At 71.6% G+C, this 15,990-nt stretch carries 16 protein-coding genes and 1 pseudogene; 8 read left to right on the top strand and 9 right to left on the bottom strand.

The window, feature by feature from the left end; translation table 11 throughout:
- Nucleotides 1-333: 333 nt before the first annotated feature.
- A complete protein-coding gene (locus tag ACZ4UX_RS14095; RefSeq protein ID WP_465706779.1) occupies nt 334-1,356 on the top strand; it encodes a LysR family transcriptional regulator in 1,023 nt (340 codons plus the stop codon).
- A gap of 754 nt (nt 1,357-2,110) precedes the next feature.
- Complete coding sequence (locus ACZ4UX_RS14090; protein ID WP_465706778.1) at nt 2,111-2,404, top strand: hypothetical protein; 294 nt, start codon at nt 2,111-2,113, stop codon at nt 2,402-2,404.
- Nucleotides 2,405-2,914: 510 nt separating this feature from the next.
- Here ACZ4UX_RS14090 and ACZ4UX_RS14085 read toward each other — a convergent pair.
- From ACZ4UX_RS14085 to ACZ4UX_RS14065, 5 genes are all read right to left on the bottom strand, one after another.
- Nucleotides 2,915-3,172: a hypothetical protein gene (locus ACZ4UX_RS14085; RefSeq protein WP_465706777.1), complete on the bottom strand. Its 258-nt coding sequence runs from the start codon at nt 3,170-3,172 to the stop codon at nt 2,915-2,917.
- A gap of 179 nt (nt 3,173-3,351) precedes the next feature.
- Entirely contained in the window at nt 3,352-3,645 is a 294-nt protein-coding gene (locus ACZ4UX_RS14080; RefSeq protein WP_465706776.1) for a hypothetical protein, read from the bottom strand.
- Between the two features lie 301 nt (nt 3,646-3,946).
- On the bottom strand, nt 3,947-4,801 hold the full coding sequence (locus tag ACZ4UX_RS14075) for a methyltransferase domain-containing protein (protein ID WP_465707010.1): 855 nt from the start codon (nt 4,799-4,801) through the stop codon (nt 3,947-3,949).
- 743 nt (nt 4,802-5,544) lie between these two features.
- Nucleotides 5,545-6,258, bottom strand: a complete 714-nt coding sequence (locus ACZ4UX_RS14070; RefSeq protein WP_465706775.1) for an NPCBM/NEW2 domain-containing protein — start codon at nt 6,256-6,258, stop codon at nt 5,545-5,547.
- Nucleotides 6,259-6,631: 373 nt separating this feature from the next.
- A complete protein-coding gene (locus ACZ4UX_RS14065) occupies nt 6,632-7,633 on the bottom strand; it encodes an RICIN domain-containing protein (protein ID WP_465706774.1) in 1,002 nt (333 codons plus the stop codon).
- A gap of 270 nt (nt 7,634-7,903) precedes the next feature.
- Here ACZ4UX_RS14065 and ACZ4UX_RS14060 point away from each other — a divergent pair, with 270 nt between their 5' ends.
- Nucleotides 7,904-8,281 (top strand): hypothetical protein, encoded by a 378-nt coding sequence (locus ACZ4UX_RS14060; RefSeq protein WP_465706773.1) that lies wholly within the window; start codon nt 7,904-7,906, stop codon nt 8,279-8,281.
- Between the two features lie 375 nt (nt 8,282-8,656).
- On the opposite strand, the gene ACZ4UX_RS14055 is transcribed toward ACZ4UX_RS14060, so the two are convergent.
- On the bottom strand, nt 8,657-9,682 hold the full coding sequence (locus ACZ4UX_RS14055; protein ID WP_465706772.1) for an Lrp/AsnC family transcriptional regulator: 1,026 nt from the start codon (nt 9,680-9,682) through the stop codon (nt 8,657-8,659).
- Nucleotides 9,683-9,853: 171 nt separating this feature from the next.
- Here ACZ4UX_RS14055 and ACZ4UX_RS14050 point away from each other — a divergent pair, with 171 nt between their 5' ends.
- From ACZ4UX_RS14050 to ACZ4UX_RS14030, 5 genes and pseudogenes are all read left to right on the top strand, one after another.
- On the top strand, nt 9,854-11,038 hold the full coding sequence (locus ACZ4UX_RS14050) for a M20 metallopeptidase family protein (RefSeq protein WP_465706771.1): 1,185 nt from the start codon (nt 9,854-9,856) through the stop codon (nt 11,036-11,038).
- Nucleotides 11,039-11,069: 31 nt separating this feature from the next.
- Nucleotides 11,070-11,396 carry a nuclear transport factor 2 family protein gene (locus ACZ4UX_RS14045; protein ID WP_465706770.1) on the top strand — a complete coding sequence of 109 codons (327 nt, stop codon included), beginning with the start codon at nt 11,070-11,072 and terminating at the stop codon, nt 11,394-11,396.
- 295 nt (nt 11,397-11,691) lie between these two features.
- Nucleotides 11,692-12,558: a helix-turn-helix domain-containing protein gene (locus ACZ4UX_RS14040; RefSeq protein ID WP_465706769.1), complete on the top strand. Its 867-nt coding sequence runs from the start codon at nt 11,692-11,694 to the stop codon at nt 12,556-12,558.
- Nucleotides 12,555-12,872: pseudogene (locus tag ACZ4UX_RS14035) on the top strand (aldo/keto reductase); the annotation flags it as partial. The gene ACZ4UX_RS14040 and the pseudogene ACZ4UX_RS14035, both read left to right, overlap by 4 nt.
- 76 nt (nt 12,873-12,948) lie before the next feature.
- Nucleotides 12,949-13,725 carry an alpha/beta fold hydrolase gene (locus ACZ4UX_RS14030; RefSeq protein ID WP_465706768.1) on the top strand — a complete coding sequence of 259 codons (777 nt, stop codon included), beginning with the start codon at nt 12,949-12,951 and terminating at the stop codon, nt 13,723-13,725.
- Nucleotides 13,726-13,815: 90 nt separating this feature from the next.
- Here the strand turns inward: ACZ4UX_RS14030 and ACZ4UX_RS14025 are convergent, their stop codons facing one another.
- From ACZ4UX_RS14025 to ACZ4UX_RS14015, 3 genes are all read right to left on the bottom strand, one after another.
- On the bottom strand, nt 13,816-14,223 hold the full coding sequence (locus tag ACZ4UX_RS14025; RefSeq protein WP_465707009.1) for an imine reductase family protein: 408 nt from the start codon (nt 14,221-14,223) through the stop codon (nt 13,816-13,818).
- A 382-nt stretch (nt 14,224-14,605) separates the two neighbouring features.
- Nucleotides 14,606-15,610 carry an NADP-dependent oxidoreductase gene (locus ACZ4UX_RS14020; protein ID WP_465706767.1) on the bottom strand — a complete coding sequence of 335 codons (1,005 nt, stop codon included), beginning with the start codon at nt 15,608-15,610 and terminating at the stop codon, nt 14,606-14,608.
- A 197-nt stretch (nt 15,611-15,807) separates the two neighbouring features.
- Entirely contained in the window at nt 15,808-15,939 is a 132-nt protein-coding gene (locus tag ACZ4UX_RS14015) for a hypothetical protein (RefSeq protein ID WP_465706766.1), read from the bottom strand.
- Nucleotides 15,940-15,990: the final 51 nt, after the last annotated feature.

The following is a 15,990-nucleotide window of genomic DNA, read 5'->3' as shown; positions in this document are numbered from 1 at the left end:
CATCTGGACGGAACACCATTGGCGCCGATACACCCGCCGCCCCCCGTACTCGGCCCCTACCACCGCGGTGCGCGGCCCCGGCCGCGCACCGCGGATGGCTGCGGCGCAGTCGCCGGGCCCGGCACCGAGGACGACAACGCCACCGTGAGCAGCGGCGGCGACGAACCCGACGCGGGCGCCGGGAAAGTCATCGCGCATGACGTGTTGCTCCGTTCAACAAGACCGCCGGATCGACGGTTCGCCCCCATCAAAACCCCCGCGATCCGCTGCCCGCCAATAGACCCACGAGGCCACCCCATAGGCTCTGACCTATCCCGGGAGCAAGGAGCGGACGTGCACGACCACCAGGGCGTCGAACTTCGTCATCTCCGCTACTTCGTCACCGTCGCCGAGGAAGGCACGATGACGGAGGCCGCACGGGTGCTGCGGATCGCCCAGCCCAGCCTCAGCCAACAGATCAGCGCCCTGGAACGCCGGGTCGGGGCCAAACTGTTCCACCGCAGACCCAAAGGGATGGAGCTCACCGAGGGCGGCCGGATCCTGTACACGAGCGCCACACGCACCCTGGCCGAGATCGAGTCGTCGCTGGCGCAGGCACGCGACGCCCGCTCTCCGGTACGCGTAGGGGTCTGCGGCACCGTCCCGGACCACCTGCTGGCACGGGTCGAGCAGGTCCTGGCCGAAGACGGATCCCCGGACGTCGAGTTCACCGAGACCGACTCCCCGAAGCAACTCGACCTGTTACGGACCGGCACCCTCTCCCTCGGGGTGATGCGCGCCTTCCACGACATCCACGACCTGGCCACGCTCACCCTCGCCGACGAACCACTCGGCGTGCTCCTGCGCCCCGACCACCCGCTGGCCCACCACACGGCCCTGTCCTGGGCCGACCTCGCGGGCCAGGACCTGCTCTGGTTCCCCGCCGAACGCAACCCGCACTTCACCGAGGACGTCCTGGCCCACCTCGCCGGCCACGGCTGGTCACCACGACTACGTACCGTCGACGCGCACAGCCGGGCCCTGTACCGCCACCACCTGCGCAACAACCAGAACCTGATCACCCTACGAACCCGGACCGCCGTCACGAAGGACACCGGGATCACCTGGCGCCCCTTCGCGTCCGACCCGCCACGGGAACGCTTCCTCCTGGCCACCCCCGACGACAGCCCCTGGGCGGACCTGCTGGCACGATCGGACAGCCGGCCACCCGTCGACGACGGAACCGGCGGAGCCGGCCAGCACGCGACGAACTCCCCGATCGCCACCTCGTCGACCAGTGCCGGGCCCGTCCGGTCGCCGGCAACCAGCACCACGCGCCCTGGCCCCTCCCGAGCCCGCGGCCGGCACGACCGCTGACCGCTTGCCGCCTCGGCGCCCGGCTTCGCACGATCGGCCTCCCGCCTGGGGCCGGCCAGAAGGCGGCACCGATTGATCTTGCCGCCCAGAAGCCCCTGCTCCCCTCCACCGCCTCCTGAGGCCCAGCATCACGAGCACTCAGTTCCGGTCCGCGGGGCCCACCGGAACGAGTACGCCACCGAGACAGCTCGGTGACTACGAGCATTCCCAGAAGAAGCGTCCTTCGCGGCGATCGGGGCTGACGAAGGCAAATCCTTAACCTGGCCGAAGTTGAGGAAGTAGGGATCCTCCTCAGCTTCGCCGGCGTCGCTGATCTTGAAGAGGAACTGCCAGGGGGCCCGACCCGCGCGTAGCGGTTGGGATAGCAGGCGAAACCACCGAAGTAGTCGTGCAGGTCTTCGCCGCCAGGAAGCTCGATGTCCGGACCCTCGCCACGCATGCTCCGCTCCCATGCGGCCTGCTCGTCGATCGAACGGTCGACCTCCGGCGATACCGGTCGCAGGTCGACGTGCCACTCGACAGGGAGCTCCGAGTCGTGAGGCCCCCACCGCCAGAACGACCGACCGTGCGTTCCCGGCGGCCCGATGACGGCGAAGGAAGGGGATACGGCCGCCGGGCTGAATCAGCAGCACGCCGTCTCAGGCCTCCGGGTCCGTCCCACCCATGATCCCGTCCTCCTCGGCTGAGGGCTGTCCCGCAACTCCCGACGGCCCGGCAGCGGAACAAGGTCAGTGGGCTTGAGACACTCTGATTCGTGCTGATCAAGGGATACGACTACGGGCCGTTGGTCGCGGGTGAGTGGCTGCTTGAGCGTGCCGGGTTCTGGTCCAATCACCTGCTGGCCATGTGCCGGTTCACCTCGGGTGAGACCCGGCCAGCACCAGAGTGGTTCGGTGACGACGGCGCCGACACGGACGCCCTGTCCGAAGTCCTCCTGGACGACCAGGCCTGGCCTGGCCGGCGTTTCGCATCCCGTTCCAAGGTGGTCACAGCCCCGTCGTCGTCTACCGGAACCTCATCGGTGACTACGGGACCGACTACCTGCTGACCCAACCGGACGGGTCTCGGACAGAGCACCTGTCCAGCTTTGACAGCGACTGGTACGGCCCGGGCCTGTCCTGGCGCGACATCGTGCACATCGCCGAGACGCCGGACCTGACCGCACCCGGCATGCACGACACCGCGGCCCGACTCCTGCTCTTGCTGCCGCTGCTCGCCGACGACGCGTTGCCGCCGCCAGCGCCAGCACGGGTGAACGCCGCTCTCTAGGGCATCGGAGCACCTGAGGACTCTGCTCAGGAGACAGCCGATCATCTCCTTCGGAACAGGCGGCCTGCAGCCTCGCGCTGTTCCACCTACCTGCTGAACCAGCTGGCCAAGAACGGCATCCACCCACTCGGCACCCGCCTTGCGTGATCCGCGCCCTGGTCCAGGAGATGCCGCCGGCCGTCGCTGCCCAGGCGCTGGGCTACACGCCTGAGTGCGCTGAGGCTGAGGACCACGCCATCCAGGCCGGCGCAGCCGCGACCGCCTCCCGGGCAACTCGGCTTCGGCCTCGTCAGGTCTTGTCAGCTGGGGCGGATTTCCGGGCCTGAGACCTGGCGATCGCGATGTAGGCCACGGCGGCGGCGACCGCTACAGGCAGAGCCGCCATACCGATCCACGGCCTGTGGAGCAGAATCGCCGCGTACCCGGCGACCGCGATCGCGGTACTGCACAGGTGCCGAGCGGCGTCGAGCCATTGCCGCTTGGAGGCCTGGTACGAGGCCAGGCCCAGACCGAGGATCAGAAAGCCGATCATTAACCCTATGAGCATTGCTGGATGATAGGCCCCGAGCGACGACACGGGGGGCGAAACAGCCCGGGCCGAGGTTGTGCCGCTGCTCGTTCCCGCCAATTGAGCACCGGAACGCGGCAGCACCTGACCCCGGCGGCTACGCTCGCGCGGCTGTCGCGATTCTGGCCGGGCACGGGGCAAGCGCCCATCCGCGCACGTCAGAGCAGGTCGTGCAGGCGTTCCTGCCCGCCCGGCTGGGTGGGCGCTACCTCGGCCAGCGTCCGGCACTTGCGGCACGAGGCCAGGCCCTGTGGCTGGAAGTGGCGCAGGAAGAACGTCAGGTACCGGCCGCGGATCCCGCACAGGGTGCGGCGGCCGTCGGCGGCGTGCTCGACGCCGGGCACTCCTTCGACTCCGGCCGCGGGGAACTCGGCCGGCTCGCGCGCGGTGGCGGACGACCAGGTCCCGCCCGAAGCGGCGCTATCGGCGGTGTCGATCACGGGAGGCAGCATGCCACGTCTCGTAGCCGTCACCCGCGCGAGGGTAGGGGCGTGGCCGCACGGCTCGCACGCCGCGTTCCTTCACCGGGTGGAGGTTCGTGTGGAGCACCCGCGCGACTTCGTTGACCTGGGCCGCGACGTCCTGGCGGACCGTGGCGGGCGAGACGGCGGCCAATGCGGCGAGGGTCCAGGACAACTCGGCCCCTCCGAGGGCTCGGCAGACACCGCCCGCATCCCCGGGCCTGGAAGCGAAGAAGGGCGACGGTTGACCGATCCCACCGACCTCTGACCGGCCGGCCGCCGGGGCCGTGGGTCAGCGCGCGGTGACTGAGTACGCGGCGAGCGCGCGGTTGCCGTGCGGCTTGGCGATGGCCCGGAGAACGTCGGCCTGGCTCAGGACGAGCTGGCGCACCGGCTCGGGCAGCGCGGCCAGACGCTCCTCCGTTGCGGCCAGGTCAAGGCAGGCGGCTATCTCCCAGTCGCCGTCCTGAAGCCCTCCGGTATCGACCGGGCCGCTGCCGTCGGCCGTCCAGCCGGCCTCGTGCAGGAGCCTCAGCAGCGCCTCACGGGAGAACGGCGTGCGAACGTTGCCCTGGCCATGAGACCCCGCGGCCTCGGTCTGCCCCTGGAGCAGCACAGCCAGGAGGTGCGCCAGCTGGTCGCCGGACGCAGGCGTCAAGTCCCACTCGGCGAAACACAGTCGCCGCGCCCACGGCCGTACCCGGGCCAGTGTGTCCCGCAACTGTCCGAGCGATGCGAAGTACCAGGAGCAGTGCGCGAGCACCACGAAGTCGAAGGTACTTCCGGGGAAGTCGACCGACGGGTCGAGGACGTCCGTGCCGAAGCGGAAGTCGATGCGCGGCCCGAGAGGGCCTACCGCGATCCGGGCCGCCGATTCTCCGAGCGTGACCGGCGCCCCGTAGGAGGGGTCGGCCACGTCGACGGCCGTCACGCGCCCGTCGGGCCCCACCGCCTCCGCGAGGACGACGGTCATGTCGCCCTGGCCGCAGCCCAGTTCGAGGACCGTTGAGCCGGGTGCGATCTGCCAGCTCGCCACGAGCGCGGCGCGGTGGCGAGTCTGGGACAGCTGGATGTCCGGGCTGTGATCGGCAGCGGCCATGCCGGCCGCGAGCGAGGGGGCCTTGGCGTGGAGATCGGAGTGATTCACAAAGTCCTTGGTGATACTCGACGGGTCGGTCCGAGCCGATGCTATGGGACTCGTGGGCAGCGCCGCCTCCGATTTCCTGGACATCCCGTGATGCCGCAGTCCGAGCAGGGGGAACACGCGCTCGGTTCCGTCCGATGGTCCACCGTGCGCCAAGGACCGCCGTGCCGTGTCCCCGCACCGCAGGCTCGCCGACAACGAGGCGGGTGGCTCCGTCCACAGCAGACTCCACCGCCACCGCCATAGCCGTTCACGATGATCGCGAGTTTGCCGGTGTTCACCCGTGACGACCTCTGGTGGTGGAACCCGTAGTCGCTGAACATCACCGCCCTCTCCTCGCACAACGTCGAGAACCGCGGCCGCCGCCCCAGGTGATGTCGGCGTAGAAGCGGCAAAGGTAACGTCTCGGACGGGCACGCCTTTCAGCGCGCCGTCGCCGACCGCGCCCCCGCGCCCCGCTCCAGGCAGGCGCCTGCCCCTCGCCCCGAAGCGGCAGCACCGTCATCACCCGCCCCCGAACCTGATCTCGTTCGCCGCGCTCCGCCGTCCACCGCGGCTCACCGCCCGCCGCAGCTCCGCGCGCCGACCGGCGTCCGGCGCCGCGCTCACCGGCCGGTCCTCGCCGGCCCCGGCCGACTGCTGCGCACCAAGCACCGCGACGAGCGCGAGCACGCCCACGGGACGCCTGCGGCCGGGCCAGGGGCCGGAGAGCAAGTCACCATGCGGGCCACAGACCAAGGGCGGACTCAGGGGGCCTTGGTGACAACGGGGTCGATCCACGCGCCCACGTTGTTCGAACCGAAGGTGTAGCAGTAGCTGGAGCCAAGGGTGACGCGGAAGACGCCCTGGACGTTCAAAGTCACGGGCGTCGTCGAGCCGACCAGCACATCTCGTTCCAGTTTCCGGGCGCCGTCCAGCTCGATGTACATCCTCACGGTCTTGCCGGAGGACGAGCTGTCGGCCAGGCCGTATGACGTGGTCAGGGTGGTGTACTGGCGGTCCAGTTGCCAGGTGGCGGTGGCGCAGGTGCTGGAGAGCACGGTGGGGTACAGCGTGCCGTTGACGTTCTGCGGCCCGCGGTCGTAGTTGCCCTGTTCATGGTCGACGGGCAGCAGGTCGTCCACGAGGGAGACCCGCCCGGGTGTGGTGGGCGGCGGCTGGCCGCTGCCGCTCGGTGCCGGAGCCGTGATGGGCGTGGAGGGGCCTGCCGGGGTCGCGGTCACGGTCACGGTCACCGTGGCGCGTACGGTCTCGGTGACGGTGCTGGCGGTGGGTGAGTTCACCACAGCGGGAAGTCCGAGGAAGCCGAGGAGGAGACCTGCGAGGGCGGTGCCGGCCGAGACGAGCGCCGCGATCTCGCCGAGGCGACGGCCGGACGCGGGCGCCGGTCCGCCTCCGGCACCCGGCGGCGGGCCCGGGGGCACCGGCGGGACACCACCCGGCGACGGTTCAGCAGTCACTGCCGGCTCCTTCAAACGGCGTCACCGCAAGGGCGTTCGCTCCCCCTGCGCCGACTGACGGAATATCAGGAACGATATTCGCCGATCCCGAGCCCGCACAACAGAGGGCCTGCGGGAAGCAGGGGCCTCGCTGTCCGGAGTGCCGCGTAACAGGCGAGGCCAGGGCGGAGTCGATCCGGGGTGAGAACCAGCGGCACCACCTCTGTCTTCTCCCCGGCCCCGGCCCGGCGGGCTCGACCCGAAGGCCGGCCGCGCCATCACCGGGTCGGCGATCGGCTCGCCGCGTGCCTCGCCCCGTTCGCGGTGGGTGCGGGGCCGGCCGCGATCACCGAAGGCGGCGGACCAGGCCGGCTGCACCGGCCGACGCGAGTGATCAGTTGGTTCTGATGTCCGGGATGGCGGTCGGGGCCGGCACGGGCTCCAGGGTGAAGCTCTGCCCGGCGGGAGGGTCTGCGCAGGGGAGCTGGCGTGCGAGGACGCCCGGGGTGCCGATATCGCCCGGGATGGTCACGCAGGCGTTGCTGTGGACCAGCTGGATGAGGTAGCTACCGGCGCCTCCCGGCGACGCGCGCAGCCGGAACCGTTCCGCTGTCCCCCGCCGGCCGCAGTAGTCGTTCATCAGACGGGCGCCGTCGGCGAGGAGTGCGGCCTCCACTCCCAGGCAGCCGTGACCCATCACCGGATGGAGGGAGCGGATCGTGTACTGGCCGCCGCCGACCGGCTCGAAGACGTAGGTGGGCACGTTACCCGGGCACGCGAACTGCCCTACCTCGCCACCGCTTTCGTGCGTGGTCGACTCCCCCAGGCAGAGTCCGGAGCCCACCGGCCGGATCAGATACGCGCCCGCCGCGACCAGTGCCCGTTCCTGGGTGCCGGAGGAGGGAGCGGGCGCGGCGGGGCGGTGCGCACGGTCGTGGAGGAAGGCCGCCCCGCCCGCCACGGCGGCCGCCAGCGCCAGGACCACCACGATCGGAGTAGCGCTGCGCAGCCGCCGGCGGGAGGGCGCGGGCGGTACGGTCCGCGGGGCGCCGGGCAGGGTCTGTGGGCCGGGTGGGCCGGCCTCGGCGGGGGCGCCGGGCCCCGGGTGGGTGGCCTCGTGGGCCAGCCGCTCGCGTGCCGCGAGCCACACGGCCGGGTCCTCGCCGAGGCCGCAGGCCCGGACGAAGGCGTCGAGCAGTTCCGGTCGCGGCAGCAGGTCGTGCCGGAGCGCCTCGGCGATCGTGCTGCGCGGGAGCACGGCCCCGACCTCGGCAGCGCGGCGTTCCAGCGCCCTGTAGGTCAGCCCGGACCGTTGCCGAAGCTGTCGAAGACACGCGACGAACTCGGCCGTATCCCGCGCCAGGGAGGGATTCGGTGGCAAGGGTTGGGAACTCATGCCCCGATCCTGGCGGAGCAGTCCGCGGCCAACCACGTTGATTCAAGACGTTGTTGGCCAGGACGAGGGCAGCGGTGCGGCCGGCGCCGTCGTCCCGCGGTCCGGGAGGTTCGGCTGGTCGGACCGAGTCCGGCGTGTCCGACCGTTCCCCGGACAGTCCCGGACAGTCCCGGACACCTCGGGAACCTTGCCCGGCCGTGACCGCGGCGGCAAGGGTGAGGGCTCGCCGGGCCGGCCGGCTCGGCGACCCGCTCACGAGGAGTTCGCTTCATGACATCCCGTCTCCGAAAGACCGCACTCGCCGTCGGGCTGACGGCCGTGGCCTCGCTCTCGTTCCCGGCCGTGTCGGCGGCCGCGGCGCCGTCGTCGTCCGACCTCGCCGCCGTCACCTGCGGCAACGCGAACTGGCCGCACAGCAACCTGGACTCGGGTTCGGGCACGATCTCGGCGAGCAGTGCTCCGGTGCGGACCGGCCCGTACGGAGCGTGCACCCTGGTCGGCTCATTCTCCCAGGGCATCCGGGTGGACTACGACTGCTACTCCGTCAACGACTACGGGAACACCTGGACCTACGTCCGGGGCCCGGCCGGCAGCGGCTGGATCTACGACGCCAACCTGAGCAACGGCGGCTCCACCGTTCGCTGCTGACCCAGACCGAACGGAGCGGCCCGGCGGCCCGGGGGGATGCCCTCGGGCCGCTGCCCCGCACCGCACACCACGCACGACCACCCCCACGTCACTCCCAGATCGGCCCGGGAAGGGCCGGCTCCTGGCGACGGAGGAGACCTGGCGCCGTGAGGGACGGACCGGCGGCAGGCAGGCGCAACAGCGGACCGGACCGGGGCGGCCACCAGGACCTGCGGCACCAGGACGGCGGCCCGGCGAGGAGGGAGGTGAGGTCGGTGGCAGCCGGACCGGGGTCGACGGCCCGGGCGGGGGCACCGGGGGTGCGGGGCCGGTCACGCGCCCGCCGGCGCCGTCCCGGGCGCGGACCGGTGGTCGGCACCTCCGGGTGGACCACCGCTAGGAGACCGGGATCGGGTCTCGCCAGATGTCCATCGGGACGGCGCGGACCGCGCGGCCGTCCGAGCCCAGGATCCGTCCCATCCTCTTCACGGTGCGCAGTGACACGCGGCGCTCGGCCACTCGCAGGTCGGGGAACCTGCGGGCGAGTGCGGCTTCCAGTCGCTGGACGTCGGCGAGGGAGCGCTGCCAGACGGAGAGGATGAGGTTGTGCCGGCCGGTGACGGCTACGCACAGCCGGATCTCGGGGAGCCTGGCGAGTTGGGGGCCGACCTCGTCGAGCCGGTCCGGAGGGATGTCGGCCCGGAAGGTCGCCAGGACCGGTCGGCCGGCGTCTCCGGCGGCGATCTCGCAGCGGAAGCGGATCGCGTCGGAGGCGGCCAGCCGGTCGAGGCGGCGGCGCAGCGTGGACGGGCTGAGCCCGGTGGCGGCGGCCAGCTCGGCTTGGCCGAGGCGGCCGTCGGTGCCCAGCCTGATAAGCAACTCCCGGTCTTCGTGGCGGATTTCGGCCCGTACTGGGGAGGACGGCCCGTAGCCCGTCGGGTGGTCGTCGTGGAGTTCCAGGCGCTGGGCGGGGTCCAGTGAATCCAGTCGCCAGCGGATCCCCTCGGCGTAGAAGCCGGTCGCCAGGTGGGTGCGGACGGCGGTGATCCCCGGGAGCCTGCCCAACCGTTCGGCGGTGTAACGGGAGACCGTCGCCAGGTCGGTGAAGGCCGCGGCGATGACGAGGTCGCAGCCCTGGGAGAGGTGTTCGACACTCATCACGTGCGGGTCCTCGGCCAGCTCGTCGGCGATCTGCCGAATCCGGTCGGGAGCGCAGTCGATGTCGAGGTACGCGACGCAGCCAGGGTCCTCGGGGTGGGGCAGGCCGTAGGCGGTCACCCAGGCGATCCCGGCCTCCGAGAGCCGTCGCCAGCGGCGCGCGGCGGTGACCGGGCTGATCCCGAGGGTCTGGCCGAGCAGCGACCAGGGTGCCCGGGGCCGCAGCTGCATCGCGTTCACCAGGGCGAGATCCAACTCGTCCACTGTCACCTCGGCGCCGGTCACTGTCGACTGCCGGTTGGTTCGTTCATCGAAGGGCCTCTTCGTGGCGTGATCCTGCGAAATCGCGGGAATCCCCCGCTGCGGGCTCCAGAATCGCGGAACAAGATCGCTCCGCACAAGTTCCCGCCCCGCGCGGGCCCGATGGAGGTACCTGTGTCCATACACGACGACGCCCTGGCTCTGGCTCCCGACCTGGTCCGGCTCCGCCACGACCTCCACCGGTTCCCCGAGCTGGGCCTTGATCTCCCGCGCACCCAGGAGCGGGTGCTGCGGGCTCTCGAGGGACTGCCGCTGGAAGTACGTCAGGGCTCCGCGCTGAGTTCGGTCACCGCGGTGCTGCGCGGCGGGCTACCGGGGCCGGCGGTGCTCCTGCGCGCCGACATGGACGGACTGCCGGTCATCGAGAAGGCCCCGCTGCCGTTCGCGTCCGACAACGGTGCCATGCACGCCTGCGGACACGATCTGCACACCGCCATGCTCACGGGCGCCGCACACCTGCTCGCCGCACGGCGGGAGCGGCTCCACGGCGACGTGGTCTTCATGTTCCAGCCCGGCGAGGAGGGCTGGGACGGCGCCGGAGCCATGCTGGCCGAGGGCGTTCTGGACGCGGCGGGCACGCGCCCGGTCGCCGCATACGCCCTGCACGTGGCGTCGACCATGCCGCACGGGGAGTTCAGCTCCCGGCGCGGGCCGATCCTTGCCGCCTCCGATGCGCTGAACGTCACCCTCCACGGTGCGGGCGGGCACGGCTCGGTACCTCACCGGGCCAAGGACCCCGTCCCGGCGGCCTGCGAGACGGTCACCGCCCTGCAGACCATGGTGACCCGCCGCTTCGACGTGTTCGATCCGGTGGTGATCACCGTCGGACTCCTCCGGGCCGGTACCCAGCGCAACATCATCCCCGAGACCGCCTACTTCGAGGCGACCGTGCGCACCTTCTCCGCCGAGGCGCGGGCCAAGGTCACCGACACCGTGGTGGAGCTGGTGCGGGCCGTCGCGGCCGCCCACGGCCTGCGGGCCGAGATCGAGTACCTTCCCGGGTACCCGGTGACGGTGAACGACGGGGCCGAGACCGATTTCCTCGGGGACACCGTCCGAGAGGCCTTCGGCGAGGAACGCTTCCGGACGATGGCCAACCCGATGACCGGGTCGGAAGACTTCTCCCGGGTACTCGACGCCGTTCCGGGATCGTTCGCGTGGCTCGGCGCCGCCCCGAAGGGGAGCGATCCCGACACCCTGCCGCTCAACCACTCTCCCTACGCGGAGTTCGACGACGCGGTGCTCCCCGACGGAGCGGCGCTCTACGCCGAACTCGCCACCCGCCGTCTCGCGGCCTGAACCCCTGCCCAAGGAAGAAACGATCAAGCACATGACCGAACCGCGCGACGTGGTCGAGCAGCAGCTCACCGCCTACAACAACCACGACATCGACGCCTTCGTCGCCACCTACGCCGAGGACATCCTCGTTCTGCGGCGGGACGGCAGCCGACTGGAAGGCCGCCAGGCCCTGCGCGACACCTACACGCGGCAGTTCGCCGCGGGCCGCTGCCGGGCGGAGATCGTAGGACGGCTCACCGAGGGCGACTGGGTGGTCGACCACGAAGTCGCCCACGGCCTGTCCGACGAACCGGTCCGCGTCCTGGTGGCCTACCGGGTCCGCGAAGGCCTCATCGACCGCGTCGAGTTCCTCGGCTGAGCCGCCTGGGCGTGCGGTGATGTGCGACGTCGCTTGAGTTCCCCTGAGCCCCGCTGAGCGGCCGGGTTGGCCGAACGGACCAGGAGCCCGGCATCGCCGCCGAAGCGCCACCGTCCGCGACGCACTGCCCGGCGACAGGGCCGGCGATGAAGGAGGCAGCCGGCACGATCCGCTTCTCGAAGCGCGGTGGCGGCAGGTCACGGGGGCAAACGGAGTGGGCCCTCCAGCGTGGGCCTTCCGGGGTGGGTGCAGCGCACCCACGCCCCGGCATCCGGCCACGACTAGCGTGGCGGCCATGGAGAACACGAATGAGCTCGGCGCCTACCTGCGGGCCCGCCGTGCGGCGGTCGCGCCGGCGGACGTCGGCCTGCCGGACGACGGGGCGCGGCGGGTGCCCGGGCTGCGGCGTGACGAAGTGGCGCTGCTGGCCGGGATGAGCACGGACTACTACATCCGGCTGGAACAGGGCCGGGAGCGGCACCCGTCCGAGCAGGTGCTGCGGGCGATCGCCGGGGCGCTGCGGCTGGACGACGCGGCGGCCGCCCATCTCTTCCGGCTGGGCCTGTCCGTCTTCGGGACGGCGGTTGCCGCGACGACCGTCGCCCCGGCGCTGCTGCGGCTGATGGACGGCATGCGCGACGTGCCGGCTTTCGTGGTCGGGGCGGCGCAGGACGTACTGGCGGCCAACGCGATGGCGCGGGAGCTGTACAGCGGTTTCGCCCGGTACGACAACCTGCTGCGCATGATCTTCCTCGATCCCTTCGCGCGCGAGTTCTACGCCGACTGGGACCAGGCGGCGCGGATCGCGGTGGGCAACGTGCGGGCGTCCTCCTCGCAGTTCCCGCAGGACGGGCGGATCGAGCGGGTCGTCGGCGAACTGAGCGTGCGCAGCCCCGCGTTCGCGGGCCTGTGGGCGCACTACGAGGTCCGCCCGCGTACGCACGAGGACAAGCACTTCCGGCATCCGCGGGTGGGACAGATACGTCTGCACTTCGAGGCGCTCGCCGTCACCAGCGCCCCCGGACAGCACCTGTCCGTCTACAGCGCGGAACCCGGCAGCGCCGACGCCGACGCCCTGGTCCTGCTCGGCCGGCTGTCCGAGCGGGACGGGGCCCTGGCGGACCGCGCCGCTCCGGTGCCGGAAGGAGGACCCCGGTCATGACCGCGACGCTCTCCGAGGCCGCCGGCACCTTCGAGATCGCCGACAAGGAGGTCGCCCGTCTAGGGTTCGGTGCCATGCGCCTGACCGGACTCGGGGTGTGGGGTGAGCCCGACGACCGCCGGGAGTGCGTGCGCGTGGTGCGCCGCGCCGTCGAACTCGGCGTACGGCTGATCGACACCGCGGACTCCTACGGCCCGTACGTGAGCGAGGAGATCATCCGGGAGGCGATCCACCCCTACCGCGACGACGTGCTGATCGCGACCAAGGCGGGGCTGACCCGCAACGGGCCCGACGAGGTCAGGAAGGTCTCCCGCTCCTTCGCACCAGGAGCCCGGGCGGTCTCTCCCTTTCCGTCCCCACCCCTGTTCCCACCGACGAAAGATGCTTGCCATGCTGCTGCCCTCCGATGAGATGGGCCGAGGCCGCCCCGTGGTCCTGCTTCACGCCCGCCCCACCGACCGCACCATGTGGGGCGCCCACCTCCCCCTGCTCGCCGACGCGGGCGTGCGGGCCATCGCCCTGGACCTGCCCGGCCACGGCGACGCGACCGTACCCGAAGCCCGTGAAGTGGCCCCCTGGACGGATGTACTCGACACACTCGACCACCTCGGGGCCGACCGCTTCGTCCTGGCCGGGAACTCCCTCGGCGCCCTGGTGGCGCTCCAGGCCGCCGTCACGGCACCCGAGCGGGTCGACGGCCTGGTACTCGTCGGGTACCGGCCCCACGACCAGCCGGCCTCTCCACGTCTGCGGGCCGCCTGGGACGCCGAAAGGACCGCGCTCGCCGCCGGCGACCTGGACACAGCGGTGACAGCTGGTGTCGAGGCATGGACCTCCGCCGGCGCGAGCGACGAAGTACGCGCTCACGCTGCCCGGATGCTCCGCAGCCGGCTTGCCGAACAACTCGCCCACGGCGAGCCGCCACTGGCGGCGGACCCGCTCGGTGAAGGAACGGCAGCGCTGCGGACACTGACCGCTCCCGCCCTGGTCGGCGTCGGTGAACACGACATGCCCGACTTCTTCGAGGGCGGCGAGGCTCTGGCCCACGCCCTCGACGCAGGCCAGAGCGTGGTCATCCCAGCCGCAGGACACCTCGCGCCGCTGGAACAGCCCGCCGCGTTCTGCACCCTGCTGCTGGACTTCATCCGCCGTCTCCCGGAGCAGTGACGCCGAACTCCGCCCCCGATGCACCGAGTCCGAACCCCTCCGCCGGAGGAGCAGCGACGGCAGGTCGGCCCGATCCCGGTGCCGGGCCGGTCAGCCGTTGCGGCGTTTGCCGAACTCCTCGATCAGTACGGGATACTGCTCCGCGCCGTGTCCGGCGGCGATCGCGCGGTCGGCCATCTCCTTGAGCAACTTGGGCAGTTCGGCGTTCACCCCCACCGCCTCGCTCTCCTCGATCAGGTGCTCCATCGCCCGTGCGTCGGTCTCCAGGGCGGACGCCTCGGCCGGGAAGGAGCCGGCGTCGATCTGCTCCGCGTATCCGGGCAGCCATGCGGCCACCCCGGCGGCGATCTGCTGTGCGAATGGCGCGTACGTCGCGGCGTCGACGCCGACCGTCCTGAGCATGGCCGTGCCCTGGAGCCACGCGCTCAGGACGCTCCACATCACGGCCAGGCCGGCCACGTCGTACAAAGCCGCGAGCCCCTGGTCCGCCGCCCCCAGGGTGACGGTGCCGAGCGTGCCCAGTGTCGACTCCCCACCGCCGCGTCACCAAGCGCGTCCAAGCCGTTCTCCTCGCCCACGACGCCGGCGTCATCAACTGACGCTGACGAGGCGGCCGTCGACGAAGGTGCCCCAAGCGGTCCGGCCCTGAGAGGCCATCCAGCGGATCACCACCGAGAACACCACGCTCAATCAGCGGGTCCGCCGGCTCACGACCGACAACCGCACGCTCGACGAGCGGCTCAAGGCCACTCGCTCCCATCTGCGTTGCCAACGCCACCGCGTCGCCGGCCTCGAAGCCCAGCTGTCCGCGCCAGGACGACCCTCCTCTCCCGGCAGCCGAGGGGGGCTCCGCCGGTCTGCCGGCGGGAGGACTGTTCGGTCAGGTCATCGTGACGACGACCTTGCCGGCCTTCGCGCGGCCCTTCTCGACGTACTCCATCGCCTCCCCGGTCCGGTCGAAGGGGAAGACACGGTCGACCACCGGGCGGATCTTTCCGGCGTCGATGAGCGCGGTGAGTTCGCGCAGCTGGTCACCGCCGGCCTTCATGAACAGGAACGCGTACGTCACGCCGCGGTGCCGGGCGCGGCGCCGGGTCCTGAAGCTCAGCGCGCTCATCACCAGCCGCAGGGCCGCGTTCGCGCCCAGCTCACGGGCGAACGCGGCGTCCGGAGGGCCTGCGACGCTGATGACCGTCCCGCCGGGCTTGAGCACCCGCAGCGACTTCTCCAGCGTCTCACCGCCGAGGGTGTCCAGGACGACGTCGTAGCCGTCGAGGACGGACGCGAAGTCCTGCTTCCTGTAGTCGACGACGATGTCGGCACCCAGCTCCTTCACCAGGTCGGCCTTGGCGGTGCTCGCGGTGGTGGCCACCTGCGCGCCCAGGTGTTTGGCCAGTTGGACGGCGATGGTGCCCACCCCGCCGGAGCCGGCGTGGACGAGGACCTTCTGGCCCGGCCGCACGTGTGCCCGTTCCACCAGTGCCTGCCAGGCGGTCAGGGCGACCAGGGGAAGGGAGGCGGCCTCCGCCATGGTGAGTGCGGCCGGTTTGGGGGCGAGGTCGTCCTGGTGGACGGCGATGAGTTCGGCGAACGTGCCGATGCGGTCCTTGTCGGGCCGCGCGTAGACCTCGTCGCCCACCGTGAACCGGGTGACGGACGATCCCACCTGGACCACCACCCCGGCGAGGTCGTTGCCCAGGACGAGAGGGAGACGGTAGGGCAGGATCGCCTTGAAGGCCCCGTCGCGGAGCTTGACGTCGAGCGGGTTGACGCTCGCCGCGTGGATCCGGACCAGGACGTCGTCGGCGCCCACCCGGGGGTCGGGCATCTCACCGGCGTGGGGGCCGGCCTTGTCGCCGTACCGTTCGATCAGGAAGGCCTTCATCGTCGTCTCCGCTTCTCGTCCGGGAGGGGACGGGATCTCTGGTCCATGCTGGGCTTCTCCCAGTAACGGGACACTCTGTGGTGCTTGTTTCGGTCTTCCGGGGCCCCTCGCCGATGCGGCGCTCTGCGCTCACCGGCTCGGCGTCCGCCGCAGGCCAGGGGCGGCGGCGACGCTCCGGCCGCCGCTGCCCTCGGGTGTCAGGCCAACGGTGCGAGGGGGGCGATGACGCGGCTGGAGTCGCCCCAGCCGGTGCCGAAGTTCGCCGTACCGAGCGCGTACTCGGACACGCGCAGACCCGTCCGGCGTCCAAAAGTCGTGTAACGCATCATGTGTCCTTGCTCAAGGATCAACAGGGGAGGAAGGGAGGGTGCGGCGGGTGC

This window comes from Kitasatospora sp. NPDC028961, assembly GCF_055564815.1.
Note: the sequence above shows the minus strand (reverse complement) of the source record. Positions and strands in the feature narration are given on the sequence as shown.